Origin of the sequence: Streptomyces sp. NPDC001270 (assembly GCF_042896695.1) — a bacterium.
GTDB lineage: Bacteria > Actinomycetota > Actinomycetes > Streptomycetales > Streptomycetaceae > Streptomyces.
This window is the reverse complement of the sequence record NZ_JBIAXM010000001.1, coordinates 810270-828306: the sequence shown is the minus strand read 5'-3', so window position 1 is coordinate 828306 and position 18037 is coordinate 810270. Positions and strand designations below refer to the sequence as shown.

The 18037-nt window shown below is 72.5% G+C and carries 16 protein-coding genes; 7 read left to right on the top strand and 9 right to left on the bottom strand.

Annotation, left to right across the window (positions count from 1 at the left end; all coding sequences use genetic code 11):
- Window positions 1-188: 188 nt before the first annotated feature.
- The 7 genes from ACFY2B_RS03720 to ACFY2B_RS03690 form a co-directional block, all read right to left on the bottom strand.
- Window positions 189-1931: a dipeptide ABC transporter ATP-binding protein gene (locus tag ACFY2B_RS03720; protein WP_390761468.1), complete on the bottom strand. Its 1743-nt coding sequence runs from the start codon at window positions 1929-1931 to the stop codon at window positions 189-191.
- Window positions 1928-2926: an ABC transporter permease gene (locus ACFY2B_RS03715; RefSeq protein ID WP_390761467.1), complete on the bottom strand. Its 999-nt coding sequence runs from the start codon at window positions 2924-2926 to the stop codon at window positions 1928-1930. The genes ACFY2B_RS03720 and ACFY2B_RS03715 overlap by 4 nt, the downstream gene beginning before the upstream one ends.
- Window positions 2923-4107 carry an ABC transporter permease gene (locus ACFY2B_RS03710; RefSeq protein WP_390761466.1) on the bottom strand — a complete coding sequence of 395 codons (1185 nt, stop codon included), beginning with the start codon at window positions 4105-4107 and terminating at the stop codon, window positions 2923-2925. Before ACFY2B_RS03710 ends, ACFY2B_RS03715 begins: the two co-directional genes overlap by 4 nt.
- A gap of 38 nt (window positions 4108-4145) precedes the next feature.
- The gene (locus ACFY2B_RS03705; RefSeq protein ID WP_390761465.1) at window positions 4146-5864 is read right to left on the bottom strand and encodes an ABC transporter substrate-binding protein; all 1719 of its coding nucleotides are present in this window, start codon (window positions 5862-5864) and stop codon (window positions 4146-4148) included.
- 230 nt (window positions 5865-6094) lie between these two features.
- A complete protein-coding gene (locus tag ACFY2B_RS03700) occupies window positions 6095-6190 on the bottom strand; it encodes an Ms4533A family Cys-rich leader peptide (RefSeq protein WP_390761464.1) in 96 nt (31 codons plus the stop codon).
- Between the two features lie 56 nt (window positions 6191-6246).
- Window positions 6247-7563 carry a DUF3152 domain-containing protein gene (locus ACFY2B_RS03695; RefSeq protein ID WP_390761463.1) on the bottom strand — a complete coding sequence of 439 codons (1317 nt, stop codon included), beginning with the start codon at window positions 7561-7563 and terminating at the stop codon, window positions 6247-6249.
- A gap of 435 nt (window positions 7564-7998) precedes the next feature.
- Window positions 7999-9165 carry an alpha/beta fold hydrolase gene (locus ACFY2B_RS03690; RefSeq protein ID WP_390761462.1) on the bottom strand — a complete coding sequence of 389 codons (1167 nt, stop codon included), beginning with the start codon at window positions 9163-9165 and terminating at the stop codon, window positions 7999-8001.
- A gap of 210 nt (window positions 9166-9375) precedes the next feature.
- Here ACFY2B_RS03690 and ACFY2B_RS03685 point away from each other — a divergent pair, with 210 nt between their 5' ends.
- The 4 genes from ACFY2B_RS03685 (at window position 9376) to ACFY2B_RS03670 (ending at window position 11510) form a co-directional block, all read left to right on the top strand.
- A complete protein-coding gene (locus ACFY2B_RS03685; protein WP_390761461.1) occupies window positions 9376-9603 on the top strand; it encodes a hypothetical protein in 228 nt (75 codons plus the stop codon).
- A 287-nt stretch (window positions 9604-9890) separates the two neighbouring features.
- Window positions 9891-10535 carry a TetR/AcrR family transcriptional regulator gene (locus tag ACFY2B_RS03680; RefSeq protein ID WP_390761460.1) on the top strand — a complete coding sequence of 215 codons (645 nt, stop codon included), beginning with the start codon at window positions 9891-9893 and terminating at the stop codon, window positions 10533-10535.
- A 256-nt stretch (window positions 10536-10791) separates the two neighbouring features.
- Window positions 10792-11019 (top strand): DUF3107 domain-containing protein, encoded by a 228-nt coding sequence (locus tag ACFY2B_RS03675; RefSeq protein WP_390761459.1) that lies wholly within the window; start codon window positions 10792-10794, stop codon window positions 11017-11019.
- Window positions 11020-11240: 221 nt separating this feature from the next.
- A complete protein-coding gene (locus tag ACFY2B_RS03670) occupies window positions 11241-11510 on the top strand; it encodes a hypothetical protein (RefSeq protein WP_390761458.1) in 270 nt (89 codons plus the stop codon).
- A gap of 69 nt (window positions 11511-11579) precedes the next feature.
- Here the strand turns inward: ACFY2B_RS03670 and ACFY2B_RS03665 are convergent, their stop codons facing one another.
- The gene (locus ACFY2B_RS03665; protein ID WP_390761457.1) at window positions 11580-12341 is read right to left on the bottom strand and encodes a ferritin-like fold-containing protein; all 762 of its coding nucleotides are present in this window, start codon (window positions 12339-12341) and stop codon (window positions 11580-11582) included.
- 495 nt (window positions 12342-12836) lie between these two features.
- Between ACFY2B_RS03665 and ACFY2B_RS03660 the strand changes: the two genes are divergently transcribed.
- The gene (locus ACFY2B_RS03660) at window positions 12837-15560 is read left to right on the top strand and encodes a DEAD/DEAH box helicase (protein ID WP_390761540.1); all 2724 of its coding nucleotides are present in this window, start codon (window positions 12837-12839) and stop codon (window positions 15558-15560) included.
- A gap of 200 nt (window positions 15561-15760) precedes the next feature.
- Window positions 15761-16633, top strand: a complete 873-nt coding sequence (locus tag ACFY2B_RS03655) for an alpha/beta fold hydrolase (RefSeq protein ID WP_390761456.1) — start codon at window positions 15761-15763, stop codon at window positions 16631-16633.
- A gap of 105 nt (window positions 16634-16738) precedes the next feature.
- Here the strand turns inward: ACFY2B_RS03655 and ACFY2B_RS03650 are convergent, their stop codons facing one another.
- A complete protein-coding gene (locus tag ACFY2B_RS03650) occupies window positions 16739-17632 on the bottom strand; it encodes an NYN domain-containing protein (RefSeq protein ID WP_376529821.1) in 894 nt (297 codons plus the stop codon).
- A gap of 171 nt (window positions 17633-17803) precedes the next feature.
- On the opposite strand from ACFY2B_RS03650, the gene ACFY2B_RS03645 reads away from it, so the two are divergent.
- Window positions 17804-17956 carry a hypothetical protein gene (locus tag ACFY2B_RS03645; protein ID WP_376529819.1) on the top strand — a complete coding sequence of 51 codons (153 nt, stop codon included), beginning with the start codon at window positions 17804-17806 and terminating at the stop codon, window positions 17954-17956.
- Window positions 17957-18037: the final 81 nt, after the last annotated feature.

The window sequence follows — 18037 nt, the reverse complement described above, 5'->3', positions numbered from 1 at the left end:
TGCCCCCCCCCCACCCCCGTGGGGGGCACCCCCGGGGCCCGGCCGCCCCGCGGCGGTACTAATTCACGCTCACCCGGGGGGGGGCCGTGGGAGGTTGGCCCCCCCCCCCACCAAAAGGGGTGAACGGTCGTAACTTTCGTGTGCGGGTGGCGTTCCGTCGCGCTAAGGGATCGAGCGGATACGAACCGTCATAGCGCGACCGGTTCCCGCCGGGCGGCGCGGCGGAGGGCCGCGGCCTCGGGATCGAGGGCGGGTACCGCGGCCAGGAGCTGCTTGGTGTACGGGTCCTGCGGGGAGTCGTACACCGCGTCGGCGGACCCGGACTCGACGACGCGGCCCCCGCGCATCACCGCGACCCGATGGCTGACCCGGCGGACGACGGCGAGGTCGTGCGCGACGAAGACCAGCGCGATCCCGAGTTCCCGCTGCAACTCGCCGAGCAGGGCTACCACCTGGGCCTGGGTGGTGACGTCCAGCGCGGAGACCGGCTCGTCGCAGACGATGACACGGGGGTCGGCGGCGAGGGCTCGCGCGATGCCCACGCGCTGGCGCTGGCCGCCGCTGAACTCGTGCGGGTAGCGGTCGTAGTGCGCCGCTTCGAGTCCCACCCGCTCCAGCAGGTCGCGCACCCGCCCCCGGATGCGCGCCTCGTCCCTCCCTGCCGCTCGGCCTCGCGCGCGCAGCGGGTCGGCTATGGACTCGCCCACGCTGCGGCGGGGGTTGAGGGAGGAGACGGGGTCCTGGAAGACCATCTGCACGGCCGGGTTCACCCCGGTGTGCGGTCGGCCCGCGTAGTGGATCTCGCCCGCCGTCGGCTCCAGCAGGCCGACCAGCATGCGGCCCAGGGTGGTCTTGCCGCTGCCGCTCTCCCCCACGATGCCGAGGGTCTCGCCCCGGCGGACCGTGAGGGAGACGCCGTCCACGGCGCTGACGGCCCGCTTGCCCCGCCCGAAGACCTGCCGGAGTCCGACCGCCTCCAGGACCACCTCGCCGGACGCCCGGGACGCGTCCTTCTCGCCGACGGCCGCCACACCTGTGGCCGACGTATCCGGATCAGTACCAGTACCAGTACCCGTATCCGTACGAGTACCCGTCCCCGTGCCAGTACCCCGGGCCGTCGCCCGTGTCGCCGGCGTGCCCGGGGCCTGGCCGCGCGCCGCGTCCACGCGCGGGACCGCGGCGAGCAGTTCGCGGGTGTACTCCTGTGCGGGCGCCCCGAGGACCGTGCCGACCGGGCCGTGTTCGACGGCCTCGCCGTGCCGCATGACCAGGACCTCGTCAACGCTCTCGGCGGCGACGCCCACGTCGTGGGTGACGAGCAGCAGGCCCATCCCGGTCTCTTCGCGCAGCGTGTGCAGCAGGTCGAGGATCTGCGCCTGCACGGTCACGTCCAGCGCGGTGGTCGGCTCGTCCGCGATCAGCAGCTCCGGTGCGCAGGCCAGCGCCATGGCGATGAGCGCGCGTTGACGCATGCCGCCGCTGAACTCGTGCGGGCGGGAGCGGGCCCTGCGCCGGGCGTCGGGGATCCCCACCCGGTCGAGCACTTCGACGGCACGCGCGCGTGCGGCCCGCCGCGACACCCGCGCGTGCAGGCGGTGCACTTCGGCGATCTGGTCACCGATCGCGTAGTACGGGTCGAGCGAGGAGAGCGGGTCCTGGAAGACCATGGCGGCCGTCCCGCCGCGCAGCCGCCGCAGTTCCTCGTCGGAGGCCCGCTGCACATCGGTCCCGGCGACCAGGACGGAGCCGCCGACCCGGGCCCCGGTGTCCCGGTGCAGGCCCAGTAGGGCGCCCGCGACCGTGGACTTGCCGGAGCCGGACTCGCCGACCAGGGCGAGCGCGCCCCCGTGCGCCAGCCGGAAGGACAGCCCGGCGACGGCCCGCACGGACCCGAACTCGACCGTGAGGTCGGTGACTTCCACCAGGCTCATGCGAGCACCACCCGTCGGTCGGCCACCGCGTACAGCAGGTCCGCCACGGCGTTGGCGATGACTACGAAGAAGCCGATGACCAGGACCATGCCGACGATCACCGGAAGGTCGACGACGTCGACCGCGTGCACCAGTTCCTGGCCGATGCCGGGCAGGCCGAAGAGGGTCTCGGTGAGCACGGCACCGCCGATCGCACTGCCGACGTTGTTGGCGTTCAGCGCGATGACGGGGGCGAGGGCGCCGCGCAGCGCGTGCCGCCCGACGACGGACCGTTCGCCGACGCCGTAGGCACGGAAGGTGCGGATGTGGTCCTCCGCCAGCGTCTCCAGCATCGCCGCCCGGGTGAGCCGGGCGAACGCCGCCGCCTCGATCAGGGCCAGCGACAGCCACGGCAGCAGCAGGTTCCACGCCCACTGTTCGGGGTCGTCGGTGAAATTGACGTACTGCGGGAAGGGCAGCAGGTGCAGTTCGCCGCAGACGACGATCATCAGCACGAGACCGATGACGAAGACCGGGGTCGCCGTGCCCGCGAGCGTGACGGCGGTCAGCAGGCGCTCGGAGATCCGGCCGCGCCGCCAGGCGGACAGCACGCCGGTGCCGACGCCGAGCAGGAGCCACAGCACCATCGCGCCGAGCACCAGCGACAGGCTGACGGGCAGCTTGTTCAGGATGATGGCCAGGACCTGCTGGTCGGTCTGGTACGACAGTCCAAGGCAGGGGGCCGAGCAGTGCTCGACGGACACCCCGGTCGAGTAGTCCTGGCCGGCGAAGAGGCCCTGAAGGAAGTGGCCGTAGCGGAGGTACAGCGGGTCGTCGAGCCGCAGTTGCTGGGCGACCTGGTGCACCTGTTCCGGTGAGCAGCGCGGGCCGCAGGTGATCTGGGCGACGTTGCCCGGGGTGGCGTAGAAGACGACGTAGACGATCACCGAGATGGCGAGCAGGGTGACGGCCGTGCCGACGGCACGGCGCAGGACGAAACCACCGAAGCCGCTCATGCGGTCTCCTCCGTCTTCGCCTTCACGTCCGTCTTCGCCTTCGCCATCGCGTCCGTCGTCGCCTTCACGTCCGTCTTCGCCTTCGCCATCGCGTCCGTCGTCGCCTTCACGCGGGACCCACCCGCGTCCCCGTGGGACCCACTCGGCTCCCCGGCGAACCCACTCACGTCCTCGCGGAGCCCGCTCGCCTTCTTGCGGGAGCCGCGTCCGCGGCCCGTGCCGACCCGCAGGCGGGAGGCGGCGCGCGGGTCGAGGGCGGTGCGCACGCCGTCGCCGAGGACCGTCAGCGCGAGGACGGTCACGAACAGGGCGCCGGCCGGGAGCAGCAGGTACTGGGGCGCGGCCTCGTACCAGATGTCGGCCGAGGTGAGCATCTGTCCCCAGGACGGCGTCGGCGGCTTCACGCCGACACCGAGGAAGGACAGGGCCGCCTCGACGGTGATGTTGGTGGGCACGAGCAGTGCGGCGTACGTGATGACGGGTGCGGCGAGTCCGGGCAGCAGTTCGCGGCGGGCGACGTGCCAGGCGCCCCAGCCGCTGAGCCGCGCGGCGGCCACGTGGTCGAGCCCTTTGAGCGTGAGCGTCTGGGCGCGCACGATCTTGGCGATGTTGCCCCAGGCGATCAGGCCGATGACCAGGGTGACCAGGACGGGCCGCGGGAAGGTCGACGGCACGATCGCGAGCAGCGCCAGTGCCATGATCATCAGCGGCATGGCCACGATGATGTCGGTGGCCCGGCTCAACAGTTGATCAACCCATCGGTTGCCGAGCGCGGACGCGACGCCCACGGCGACTCCGAGCAGGATCTGCAGCAGGGTCGCGGTCATTGCGACGCCCAGGGAGACGCGCGCCCCGTAGACCAGCCGCGCGAACAGGTCGCGTCCGGTCTGCGGCTCGACGCCCAGCCAGTGGTCGCCGCTGATCCCGCCGAACGCGCCGACGGGCACGCCGCCGCGCGCGGAGTCGACCAGGGACGGATGGTAGGTGGTGGGGTCCTGGCCCTCGATGGCGGTGAGCAGCGGCGCGCCGAGCGCGACCAGGACGAGCAGCGCGACGACGACCGCCGCGACGAGGGCGGCGCGCTGCGTCCGCAGCCGCCGCCAGAACGGGCGAGCCCCGGAGACCGCCGGGACGGTGGTGTCCGTCCCGGCGGTCCCGGCGGCCGGTGCGGCCTCGCTCATGACTGTGCTTCGTTCATGGCTGTGACGACCCGCTCGCCCTACTTGACCGCGACCTGGGAGATGTCGAGGACACCGGTCCAGTCGCTGATCACGATGTTCTTGACGTCCTTGCCGTACAGACGCTTGTAGACGGGGTGGAACAGCGGTACGACCAGGGCCTGTTCGGCGATCTTCTGGTCCAGTGCACCCCACCGCTCGGCCGCCGCGTCAAGGTCGGTCAACTTGTTGATCGCGTCAATCTCGTCATTGACTGACGTGTCGTCGAGCAGGCCGCTGTTGAAGTTCGTGCCGTCCTTGACGATCTGGCGGCCGTCGAAGATCGGGGCGAGGAAGGGGCCGCCGGAGGGCCAGTCGGCACCCCAGTGGGCGAGGAAGAAGCCCGGCTCCGTCTTGACGCCGTGGATCTTGTCCGAGTAGTCGTTGTCCTCCAGTCCCTGGAGCTTGACGGTGATGCCGGCCTTCTTGAGGGCGTCCTGGACGGCGGTCGCGATCTCCGGGCTGGTCTCGAAGTCCTTGCTGTTGGAATGGGTCAGGGTGATGGTGAGCCCGTTCGGGTGACCCGCCTCCTTCAGCAGTTCCTCGGCCTTGGCCGGGTCGCCGGTCGCGCCCGCCGGGAAGAGGTCGTAGGGCGTGTAGCCGAAGGACTTCTGGTTCGGCAGGAAGGTGGTCGCGGGCTCGGCGAGGGCCGATCCGCCCGCCGCGTTGATCACCGACGAGCGGTCGATGGCGTACGAGATCGCCTGCCGGACCTTGGGGTCGTCGAACGGCTTGACCGTCGGATTGAAGGCGAGGTAGTTCGTGTAACCGAAGTGACCGGTGCCGACCCGCGAGGCCAGGTCCTTGTCACCGGTGACCTTGGCGAGTTCGGCGGGTCCGAGGTTGGTGTCCGTGGTGACCGCGGCCGCGTCCGTGCCCTGGGACGCCGACAGCCGCTGGTTGATCACCGAGGAGTCGAGCCCGGACTGTACGTCGATGGTGTCCGGGTACGCCTTGCGCTCGGCGTCGGTGGCACCCGACCAGTGGGGGTTGCGCTCCAGGATCAGGTGCTCGCCGTCGTTCTCGTTCTTGACGACCTTGTAGGGGCCGGACGAGACCGGGTGCTCCTCGTACTTGGCACCCGTGTCCTTGCTCTTGGGGACGGGCGCGAACTGCGTCTGCGTGGCCAGGTAGGGGAACTCGCCCTCGGGCTTGTTCAGATGGAAGACGATCGTCCGGTCGTCCGGCGTCTCGATCGACGACAGCCCCTTCTTGTCCTTGTACGGCCCTTGGTAGTCGGCCGCTCCCACCAGCCAGTCCCGCAGGTACGGGGCGCCGCCGGAGAGTTCGGGGGCGAAGGACCGCTCGATGCCGTACTTGATGTCGGCCGAGGTGATCGGGGTGCCGTCCTCGTACGTGAGCCCCTGCTTCAGGGTGTACGTCCACACGGTCGCGTCCTGGTTCGGGCGCCCGGTGTCGGTGGCGAGGTCGGGGACGACCTGGGAACCGTCGGCGCCGTTCGCACGGTTGCGGGTGGTGAGCGTACGGAAGACCAGGGACGGGACGTTGCCGCCGCCGGAGGTGTAGAGCCGGGCGGGATCGAAGTTCTGCTGGGGGGTGGAGTTCAGGACCGTGAGCGTGCCGCCCTTGTGGGGCGCGGAGTCCGCGTTCGGCCCTTTGGCATCGCTGTCCTCCGGCCCGCAGGCGGCGGCGCCCGCTGCCACGACCAGGCTGACGGCTGCCGCTGCCACACGGCGCGCGGTGAGGGACGGATGACGCATCGGAATGACGACCTCTCGGTTGTTGTCGAGGTTCTCTCGACGGACGGGACAGCCCGCGCCACGAGGACGGGACTGCCACGACTGCCCGAATAGCGAGACATGTGGACAAGGGGTGAGACGCACCTGCACAGACGTCCACCCCGGCGCCGGGTCGTCGAAAGGCTCCGTGCACTCGGCACGGGCCGCATGAGCGGTGAATCAGATCGCGACGCGAACGCCAGGAGCGGGCGTCAGCGACAGTGGATATCGGCTACGCAGAGCGCGGTCACGCCGATCAGCGCCAGCTCGATGGCGGCGCGGGTGACGGCGGCGTGACGGGACCACATGCGCAGAAATATGAACGAACTTCTTGCACATGTCAATGTGACGACAGGGGCTCCCGTCAACTCCCGGGGTAGGGCCAGGGGTTGGCCAGGCAGTGGATCCCGTCGTGGTCGAGGAACTTGGTCTGCTGCTGCATGACCGGGGCCAGCTCCCCGTTCTTGTCGCAGGAGACGTGGTTGTAGCCGAGCCGGTGGCCCACTTCGTGGTTGATCAGCATCTGCCGGTAGGCGTAGATCTCGTCCCCGTAGGTCCTGCTGCCCTGCGCCCATCGGTAGGCGTTGATCATCACGCGCTGGGTGGCGGCCGAGTCGCAGGAAACGTTGTCCACGGTGGTGTCCAGGCCGGACTTGGCGCACCATTCGGCGGTGGTGCCGGGGCTGGCCAGGGTGATGACGAAGTCGGGCTCGCCGGAGGAGACACGCTCGAAGGTGCGCCCGCCGCCGTGCGCCCAGCTGCGGCGGTCGTTGAGCGTCTGCTGCACCGCCTGGGCGAAGAGTTCGCCGTCCAGGCCGAGCCCCTGCTCGACGTCCACGCGGTAGGTGTACTTCCGGCCCGTGCCCGGCGCCTTGGCGAAGCCGGGGACCGCGTCGAACTTGCCCGACGCCTTGAGCGTGGCGCTGAGCGGGTACTTCGTGCCCATCTTCTGCGTGTACGTCAGCGTGGCCGCGCGGGGTGACGCGGACGGGGCCGTCCGGCCGTCGGCGCGCGAGGCCGGCTCGCGGGCGTCCCGCGCCTGGTCGGTGGCGGACTGCGGCTGGACCTGGGCGTCGTCCTGGTGGTCGGCGACCTGTCCGGCCACGATCACCGCGAGCACGGTGGTGACGGCGGCGGCAGCGATCCCGGTGAACGCGCGGCCCATGGCGCCCTTGGCGGGTGCGGGCGGACCGGTCGGGGGCTCGTCGTCCGCGCCGTCCGTGTGGCCCGTGCCGATCCCGTCCGCCGCGAGGACGGCGACGCCGTACGGTTCGGCCTGCCGCACACCGGGCTTGGTACGGGGGGCGAACACCTCGTCGTCGGTGTCGTGGGTGACATCGGCGTCGTGGGCGGCGTCGAAGGCGTCGAGGTACTCCTGCCGGGGCCCGCCCGGCCTGCCGGACCGCTGCCGCGGCAGGGTGGCGCCGGGGCCCGCGGCGGCCGGCCCCGGGGCGCCCCCGGGCCCCGCACCGGTCCGCCCTGCGAACTCGCCCCAGCCGCCGCCCGGTTCACGCTGCTCGGGATGCCCGCCACGAACGGGCGGGACACCGTGGGGGGGAGTGCCGTCCGGCAGCGGCGGGACACCTTGGGCCGGCGTCCCGTCGGGCATCCGCGGGACACCCCGGGCCGGAGTGCCGTCCGGCACTCGCGGAAAACCGTGCGCCGGCGTTCCGTCGGGCATGCGGGGAAAGCCGTGCGCGGGTGTCCCGTCAGGCATCCGTGGGGTGCCGTGCGCGGGCGTGCCATCGGGCATCCGCGGAACCCCCCGGACCGGAGTGCCGTCCGGCAGCCGGGGAAAACCGTGTGCGGGCGTGCCGTCGGGCGGGCGCGGAACCCCCGGCCCGGGACTTCCGCCGTTCGGCCGGGGAAATCCACGCCCGGACGGGCCGTCCGCCGACGGCCGCCGTTGGCCGGGAAGCGGTCCCTGTGCGGGGCCGGGGAAGGATCCCTGTGCGGGGCCTCGCCGGGGCGCCTGCGCCGGTACGCGGTCCGTGTCCGGGCCCACACCCGGGGCTCCTGCCGATGCCTCCGGGCCCGGTGCCGTGTCTCCTGCGGTTATGTCGGCGTCGCCCCTGGAGACGGACCCGCGGCGGCTGTGACGTCCCACCTTCGCCCCTCAGCTCCCCGCGTCCGTGTCGTCTTCGCCGTCCGTGCCGGCCCCTCGGTCGTCCCTGCCGTCCCCGTCGTCCTCGACGGCGCGGGCGGCCCGCCCGGCCGCGCCGGCGGAGACCGCGGCGTCGGCGGGGGGCTGCCCACCGGCACCGCCGGGTCGCCGCGCCGAGGCCGGATTCCCGCCGGCCCCGTCGCCGTACCCGTCCTCACCGGCCAACTCCCGCGCCTCCCGCAGGAGTTCCCGGAACGCCTCGGCCACCGCCTCAGGGTATTCCATCATCGCCACGTGCCCGGCCTCCGGCAGCGAGAGCAGCCGGGAGCCGTGGAAGGAGCGGGCGGCCTTCTGGGACATGCGGTAGCCGACGAGCCGGTCGCGTCCGCCGTAGACCAGCAGCGTCGGGGCGAGCACGCGCTCGGCCTGGCGCCACAGCCCGTGCTGGCCGCCCAGCGTGTACGCGTTCACCAGCCCGCGCGCGGAGCGCGCCATCGCGTCCCAGAAGTACGGCAGCCGTTGCCGCCGCTCCAGTTCCTCCACGGCGTACCGGAACGCCTCCGGGGTGACCCGCCCCGGATCGCCGTAGCAGAGCCCCATGACGCCGCGGACCCGCTGTTCGGCCGACCACTCGCGGGTGATCCGGGTGAACAGCGGGGTCCCCCCGGGCACGCCCAGCAGGGCCGTCGGCACGGCGGTGCGCTGCACCCGCAGCTCCGGAAGGGCGGGAGAGACCAGCGTGAGGGTGCGGACGAGATCCGGACGGACCGCGGCGACCCGGGTGACGACCGCGCCGCCCAGGGAGTTCCCGAAGAGGTGGACCGGGCCGCGCCCGGCCGCGTCGAGATAGCGGATCACCGCGCGCGCGTGCCCCGTGACGGAGTAGTCGCCGTCGTCCGGCGGCGGGGAGTCACCGAAGCCCGGCAGGTCGACCGCCTCGCTGTCGACGGCGCCGTCCAGTTCGGCCATCAGCGCCGACCAGTTCTGCGAGGAGCCGCCGAGGCCGTGCACGTACAGCGCGGGCGGCGCGTCCCCGCGCGCGGGCGGCCGCGACCGGATCGCGAGGGTCACCCCCGGCAGCTCGCACGAGGTGAGCCGCTCACCGTCCTCGACCCTGGCGAGTGTCACCCTCGGAAGCACACTGGTGGCCGGCACGGACGGCAGCTCGGTCGAAGGCATGCGGCAATGTTACGAGACGATCACGTTGTGGCTCATGTGTTCGCCGTCACAGGCGCGGGTAGGGCTCGGACGTGTCGCCGGGCGCGAACCCTGCCCCTCCCGGCGATCCATGGCATAGCGTCCGTATCGGGTGTCTCCTACGCTCGTACCGAGGGCACCCGAATGTGGCCCCCGCCTCTTCCGGGGACGTTCGTTGGAAGGGAGCCCACCATGGCCTACGACCCCACCGATCCCGACGTGGTCGAGGATCTGGAGGCGGCCCGCGGCGTTCCGGAGATCGACGTCGAGGCCCCCGAGGGCGACGCGGCGGAGCAGTTCGCGGACGTCACTCCGGAGCACGACACTCCGCTGACCGACGTGGACCCGGACCGCGCGAACGAGGCCGACCTCATCGAACAGGCGCGTGTCGTCTCCTTGGACGAGGATGACTACCGCTGAGACCCGCACACGGACTCTGGGACAGACCCAGGCACGGATCCCAGGCACGGATCCCAGGCACGGATCCCAGGCACGGAGACAGAGGCAGAGACAGACGCAGAGACGATGGGGACGGACGCGGGGCTGGACACAGGGAGTGACCTGCCCCTTTTGCGGCGCCTTGATCGGCTTCCACCGCCGTCCCGTCCGTGAAATTCTGCGCTCGCACCGCGCACACCACGGTTACCGAAAAGTACGATGGCCGCGCGGCGCACACCGCACGCACGTGGACGAACTTGGGAGGCGGCGTGACAGCCATCGAGCAGACAGAGGCGGCACGCCCGCGGGGCACGCGCCTGCCGCGCCGTGCCCGACGCAATCAGCTCCTGGGCGCCGCTCAGGAGGTGTTCGTGGCGCAGGGCTACCACGCGGCGGCGATGGACGACATCGCCGAGCGGGCCGGTGTCAGCAAACCGGTGCTCTACCAGCACTTCCCCGGCAAGCTCGACCTCTACCTCGCCCTGCTGGACCAGCACTGCGAGTCCCTGATCCAGGCGGTGCGCAGCGCGCTCGGCTCGACGACCGACAACAAGCAGCGGGTCCGGGCGACCATGGACGCCTATTTCGCGTACGTCGAGGACGACGGCGGGGCCTTCCGGCTGGTCTTCGAGTCCGATCTGACGAACGAGCCCGCGGTGCGCGAGCGCGTCGACAAGGTCACCAACGACTGCGCCGAGGCGATCTGCGAGGTCATCGCCGAGGACACGGGCCTCTCGCGCGCGGAGTCGATGCTGCTGGCCTCCGGTCTCGGTGGGCTCGCCCAGGTGGTCGCGCGCTCGTGGCTGCACAGCGACCGGAGCGTGCCGCGCGACCAGGCGGTGCAGCTGCTGGCCTCGCTGGCCTGGCGGGGCATCGCCGGTTTCCCGCTGCACGGCACCGAACAGCACCTCTGATCCGCACGGTTCCAGGCGTCCGCACGGCCCCGCTTGATCCGCACGGTTCCACACGTCCGCACGGCCCCGCTTGATCCGCACGGTTCCACGCGATCCGCACGCTCGCGCGTGATCCGCCCGGTCCCGCGCTTGTTCCCGTCCGCTGTTCGCTCCTGGCGTTCTCGCGTGCTGCGTGTACGTCCCCTCACCGGGCTAATGTGTGCTGGGTACGGCGCGCTGGGTCGCGCACTTCACTGACCGTCGGAGGGACATAGCCGTGGAGGTCAAGATCGGCGTGCAGCACGCGCCCCGCGAGATCGCTCTGGAGAGCGGTCTGAGCGCGGAGGAGATCGAGCGCGTGGTGGCCGAGGCGCTGTCCGGCAAGTCGCAGCTGCTGAGCCTTGAGGACGAGCGCGGCCGGAAGATTCTGGTCCCCGCGGACCGGCTGGCCTATGTCGAGCTGGGCGAGCCGGCCACCCGCAAGGTGGGCTTCAGCGCGCTGTAGTCCGTACGCGGGACGCCGCCCGGCCCCGGGCGCGCCCGCCGCAGGCCCGGACGAGGGGCCCGGTGGCAGCTTGCCGCCGGGCCCCTCGCGTGTGTGCGGCGCGCAAAGGCGCCGCACACCGAAGGCACAACTCCCGCACAGAGGAGGGTTGCGTTCCGCAGGTCACGGGTAAGACGGGCTACGACCTCGAAGCGCCGGCCGGCCCTGTGGAAGGACCCGTCATGATCCTGGAAGCTCTCGGCTCCGCCCTGGTCGGTCTGGGCCTGGCCACCGCCGCGGTGCACCGGCTGTCCCACCGGCTGCCCGCCCGCCTCCTGGTCTTCTGCACGGGTGTCGCCGGGGCCCTGTTCGGCGACTTCGTCACGCACACGGCGCTGGGCCCCGGCCCGGTCCTGGTCAGCCTGCTCGGCGCGGCGGTCGTCTCCGCGGCCTCACTGTCGCTGCTGCTCCGCCCGGCCGGAGGGCTGAGCCGCCACTCCGCCCCGGCCTGACCGCCCGGCCGCCGCCGCGACCGCACGGCACGCAGCGGCGTCACCGCCGACGGCGAACGCGCGGACCGGTCAGGCGGCCAGCCCCAGGGCGGCCATGCGCTTGGTGTGCGCCTCCGTGATCCGGGAGAACATCCGGCCGACCTCCGCGAGGTCGAACCCGTCCGCGACGCCGCCGACGAGCATCGTGGACAGCGCGTCCCGGTCGGCCACGACCCGCTGGGACTGCGACAGCGCCTCGCCCATCAGCCGCCGCGCCCACAGCGCGAGCCGGCCGCCGACCCGCGGCTCCGCGTCGATCGCCGCGCGCACCTTCTCGACGGCGAAGCTGGCGTGCCCGGTGTCGTCGAGGACGCCCAGGACGAGCCCGCGGGTGTCGGCGTCCAGCCGGGCCGCGACCTCCCGGTAGAAGTCGCTGGCGATCGAGTCGCCGACGTACGCCTTGACCAGGCCCTCCAGCCAGTCCGACGGCGCCGTCTGGCGGTGGAAGCCGTCGAGCGCCGCGACGAACGGCTCCATCGCCCCGGTCGGCTCCTCGCCGATCTCCCGGAGCCGGTCCCGCAACTGCTCGAAGTGGTGGAACTCGGCCGACGCCATCTTCGCCAGCTCCGCCTTGTCGGCCAGCGTGGGCGCCAGCTTGGCGTCCTCCGCGAGGCGCTCGAACGCCGCCAGCTCGCCGTACGCGAGCGCGCCGAGCAGGTCCACGACCGCGGCGCGGTACTGCGGTTCGGCGGAGGCCGTGGCCCAGTCCTGGGCGGCGACCCCGGTCGCGGCCTCGGCCGGGGCGTCCTCGGAGGCGTGGTCAGCCTTGTCAGAGCTCGTCATGAAGCGCACAATAGCCCGCTCACCGGATCGCGGAAGTACCTGCTCAATCACTGTGATGACGACTACGTGACCAAATCGGCCATCGCATATGCGCGATTCCGGGGTATGGTGATAGTGCGCCTGCTGGGTACTCCGTCGTAGCGCGACGCCGTTTCCGGTCAGGCCGCACGCATGAGGATGCCCGGTCGGTGGCCCGATCGGCTCCGACCCGACAGCTCTCCACGGCCGTACGGCACATCGCGTACGACGATCGGAGGGACCCTCAGCGGCGAGAGCGCTAGAGCGTCGGCAGAGGTCCCGTGTCACACGGCTTGCCCCCGCGGTCCGCCCGGGAGGCGGCCGATGTCCCTGGCACGGTCCGACACGACCCCCGCGCTCGCCTCGCGCCGCGCACACAGAAGAGGCAGCACCCTGACTACGACGTTTCGAGAACTCGGGATCCTTCCCGAGACCGCCGAGGCCCTGGAAGCCGTCGGCATCATCACGCCCTTCCCGATCCAGGAGATGACGCTTCCCGTCGCCCTCTCCGGGACGGACGTCATCGGCCAGGCCAAGACCGGCACCGGCAAGACGCTGGGCTTCGGCCTCCCGCTCCTGGAGCGCGTGACCGTACCCGCCGACGTCGAGGCGGGCCGGGCAGCGCCCGAGGCACTCACCGAGGCGCCGCAGGCGCTCGTAATCGTGCCCACCCGCGAGCTGTGCACGCAGGTCACCAACGACCTGCTGACCGCGGGCAAGGTACGCAACGTGCGAGTGACCGCGATCTACGGCGGCCGGGCCTACGAACCCCAGGTAGAAGCCCTCAAGCTGGGCGTCGACGTGGTCGTCGGCACGCCGGGCCGCCTGCTCGACCTCGCCGGGCAGAAGAAGCTGAACCTGAAGCACGTCAAGTGCCTGGTCCTGGACGAGGCCGACGAGATGCTCGACCTGGGCTTCCTGCCCGACGTCGAGAAGATCATCGACATGCTCCCGGCCAAGCGGCAGACCATGCTGTTCTCGGCGACCATGCCGGGCGCGGTGATCGGCCTCGCGCGCCGGTACATGTCCCGGCCCACGCACATCCGGGCCACCGCGCCGGACGACGAGGGCGCGACGGTCGCCAACATCAAGCAGTTCGTCTACCGCGGTCACTCCATGGACAAGCCGGAGATGATCGCGCGCATCCTCCAGGCCGACGGCCGCGGACTGGCGATGATCTTCTGCCGTACGAAGCGGACGGCGGCGGACATCGCCGAGCAGCTCCAGCGGCGCGGTTTCGCCTCCGGCGCGGTCCACGGCGACCTGGGCCAGGGCGCCCGCGAGCAGGCGCTGCGCGCCTTCCGCAACGGCAAGGTCGACGTCCTCGTCTGTACCGACGTCGCCGCCCGCGGCATCGACGTCGAGGGCGTGACCCACGTCATCAACTACCAGTCCCCCGAGGACGAGAAGACCTATCTGCACCGCGTCGGCCGGACCGGCCGGGCGGGCGCCAAGGGTACGGCGATCACGTTCGTCGACTGGGACGACATCCCGCGCTGGCAGCTGATCAACAAGGCGCTGGAGCTGGACTTCAACGACCCGGTGGAGACGTACTCGACCTCCCCGCACCTCTTCGCCGACCTCGGCATCCCCGAGGGCACCAAGGGTGTCCTGCCGCGCTCCGAGCGCACGCGCGCGGGTCTGGAGGCGGAGGAGCTGGAGGACCTGGGTGAGACCGGCGGCCGTGGTGCGCGCGGTCACGGCGGGCGGAGCGGCGGCCGGAGCGAGTCCCGGCCCGCCGAGCGCGAGCGGCCGGCCCGCACCCCGCGCCGTCGCCGCCGTACGCGCGGCGGCACACCGCTCGACTCCGCACCGGCCGGGTCCGGTACGGCACCGGGCGACTCCGTGGCACCGGACAGCGCCGAGGCCGGCCTGGCGGAGGAGGCGACGGCGACCCGTACGCCGCGCCGCCGTCGCCGCATGCGCGGCGGGGCACCCGCGGAGCCGGCGGCGGTCAGCGCCGTGGAGCAGCCGCAGGCCGCCGCGGTGGCCGAGGCGGCACCGGCCGCCGAGGCCGCGCTGACGGAAGCGGAGGGTCCGGCGGCGGTCGGGACTCCCGAGCGCCAGCCGCGCCGTCGCCGCACGCGCAGGACGGCGGAACGGCCCGCGGCACCGGCCGGGGAGAGCGCCACCGACACCGTCGCCACCCCCGCGGCTGTCGTCGAGGTCGTCGCGCCCAGCGCGATCGTCCAGCCCGAAACGGCCGTCGAGCCCGTGCCCGCGGCAGCCGTGGTGGCGCCGGACGCGGAGGCCGTCGCGGAGGCGGAGGCGAAGCCTCGTCGCCGCACGCGCAAGACGGCGGCGACCGCGGCCGAGACGGCGGTGGACACCGCCGAGGCCGCGGAGGCGAAGCCCAAGGCCCGGCGTACCCGCAAGACCGCCGCCGCGCCGGTCGCCGCCGCGGACGGGAACGGGGACGGTACGGCCGACGTCGTGGAGGCTGCGGCCGCCACCGACGCCGCCAAGCCGCGCCGCCGTACCCGCAAGACGGCCGTGGCCGCCGAGTCCGCGGTGGACACCGCCGAAGCCACGGAGGCGAAGCCGAAGCGGACCCGCAAGGCGACCGCCGCCGCTGCCCCCGCCGAGGCGCCGGCGGAGACCGTCGAAGCCGAGCCGAAGCCGAAGCGGACCCGCAAGACGGCCGCCGCTGCCGAGGCCGCGGTGGACACCGCCGAGGGCGTGGCGGCCAAGCCGAAGCGCACCCGCAAGACCGCGACCGCCGAGGCCGCCGCTGTCACCGCGGACGCGTCGGAGGCGACCGCCGAGGCCAAGCCGCGCCGCACCCGCAAGACGGCGGCCACGGCCGCGGCGGAGGCGGCGGTGGACACCGCCGAGGGCACGGAGGCGAAGCCGAAGCGCACCCGGAAGACGGCCGCGGCCCCCGCGGACGCCGCCGCTGCCGCCGATGCCGCGGAGGCCAAGCCGAAGCGCACGCGCAAGACGGCCGCCGCTGCCGTGGACGGTGAGGAGACGGCGCCGAAGGTCCGCCGGACCCGAAAGGCCGCCGCCGAACCGGTGAGCGCCGGCATCCCGGCGCAGGCCACCGCGGAGCCGGAGGTCAAGCCGAGGCGCCGCACGCGCAAGGCCACGGCCGAGGCGGAGCCGGTCGCCTCCACGACCACCGCGGACACCGTCGACATCGCCGAGGCGAAGCCCAGGGTCCGCAGGACCCGGAAGGCCACCGCGGCGGCGGAGACCCCGGAGTCCTGACCACCTGACCCGGCACCACGGCCGAGTCGAACCCCCGACGGCCCGGTCCGCTCCCCGCGGACCGGGCCGTCGGCGTGGCGCCCCGCTCCCCCGCGGGACCGGGCCGTGGCGGTGGCGGGCCGTTGACGTGGCGGGATTCACCTCCGCACTGCTCCTGCCCGCCCTCCTCCCGGCCGTCCGTGCCCGCTAGCCTCTGGGGCATGAGCAGGCCGCCTTCCTTCGTCCCGCCGCCCGGCGCCCGCGCCTACCCGCTGCGCACCGCGCGCGGCGAGTTCGCCGTGGTCGACTCCCCCGTGGCCGAGGGTGTGGAGCCGCGGGGGGTGGCGCTGCTGCTGCCCGGGTTCACCGGGAGCAAGGAGGACTTCAACCCGCTGCTCGTGCAGTTCGCACGGCGCGGCTACCGGGCGGTCGCCGTCGACGGGCGCGGGCAGTACGAGTCGGACGGCCCGCAGGACGACGAATCCGCCTATGCGCAGGAGGAGCTGGCACGGGACGTGCTGGCGCAGGCGGCGGCGCTGGGCACCCCGGTGCATCTGCTGGGCCACTCCCTGGGCGGGCAGATCGCGCGCGCGGCGGTGCTCCTCGACGCCGTTCGGTTCCGCTCGCTCACCCTCATGGCCTCCGGTCCGGCGCAGATCTCCGTCTCCCAGCAGCAGCGCGTGAAGCTGCTGCGGGACGCCCTCGCCGTGCTGTCGATGGCCCAGGTGTGGGAGGCCATGCAGGCCATGGAGCCGCCCGAGGAGACCGAGGTCGACGGCGGCCCGGCCGACCGGGCGGAGCTGCGGCGGCGCTGGCTCGGCAACAAACCGGCCCAACTGCTCGCCACCGGCCGACAGTTGTGCACCGAACCGGACCGCGTCGGCGAACTCGCCGCCGTGGCACTGCCGTTCCACGTACTGTCCGGCGCGTCCGACGACACCTGGCCGGTGCCGCTCCTCGACGACATGGCCGTACGCCTCGGGGCCCGCAGGACCGTCATCGCGGGCGCGGAGCACTCCCCCAACACCGACCAGCCGCTGACCACGGCCCGCGCCCTCGCGGACTTCTGGGACGGGGCGGACACGGCGGACTGAGCGCTCCGCTCGTTCCCGGCGTTCTCGGCTTCACTCGGACAGGGTGACCCGCAGTTCGCCGCCGCCCGTACGCCGTCCGTCCGTCGCCCGTACGCCGTCACCGGGTCAGTACTGCGTCCGCAGGTGCTCCCAGAAGCCGTCCCGCAGCGCGCGCCGCAGGTCCGCCTGGCCGCGCAGCGAGTACTGGAGCAGCGCCTCGGCGTCGACCAGCAGATCCTGGTCGACCGAGCCGGGCAGATAGGGGTGGCCGGGCAGCAGTTCCAGCAGGCTCTCCCGGCCCCGGGCGGACAGCCACTTCGCCGCGATCTGGGCGCCGACGAAGCGTACGTCCTCGCGCGCGGGCCGGTTCCCGGTGCCCTCGTAGGCGGGGGCGGTGCGCCGGGAGACGTACGGCTTGAAGAAGTCCAGGTCGAAGGTGCGTTGGCTGTCGACCTCCCAGAGCAGGGGCTCGGCCTGGTTGCGGCCCTCGGGTGCCTCGATGCCCCAGAGGTGGACCCGGGCGCCGTAGCCCTGGGCCGCCTCCACCGCCGAGACCAGGTCCTCGTCGCCGCCGATGAGCGCCGCGTCGCTGATGGCGCGGTGCCGGGCCAGGGACTCCAGGTCGGTGCGGATGAGTGAGTCGACGCCCTTCTGCTGGTTGTTGGCGTTCAGATTGCCGAGGCGGACCTTGACGTCGGGGAGTTCCGCGATGGACTGCTGCTCGGCGGTGTGGATGCGGCGCCGGGCGCCGTCGTACCAGTAGACCCGGAGCAGCCTGCTGTCCGCGAAGATCGTGCGGGCGCGGTCGATGAGCGCCTCGATCATCCCTTCCGCGTCGAGGTCGAAGGCGCGGCGGTCCTCCGTCCCGGCCACCAGGCGTCCCGCGGCCGCGTAGAGGTATCCGGCGTCGACGAAGATCGCGTGGGTGGAGGGCGTCTTCGCCACTTCGGCGAGCATGCGCTGGAGCAGCTCGTTCGTGCGGTCGATGCGGGCTTGGATGCCGGTGAGGTCGTCATTCATCGCCTCCATTGTCCCGGCGGTCACGCAGCGAACACAACCGGTCCCGGTCAGTCTCGCAATCACCTCTTACCTATCAGTAATTAGCTGTTCGAAAATTTTCTTTAGCGTAGGGAATGTTTGTAACACGCATCCCGTTGACTCAGGAGGAACAACGAGACGAAGGGAGAGGCCATGCGCTTCGAGATCATGCGACTCGACGAGGTCGACGGAACGCCCGTGGACAGCACCGTCGTGGATGCCGCCTCCGTCAACCGGATCGTGCAGCAGGCCGCCGCCATCGGACAGCGGCTGTGGATCCGGCCCGCCGAGAGCCAGACCTCGTAACGGTCGACGACGACGGTCACCGTAACCGTAGAGCTTCGGAGCCCCCTGACGGCAGTACTGCCGGACGGGGGCTCCGCGCGT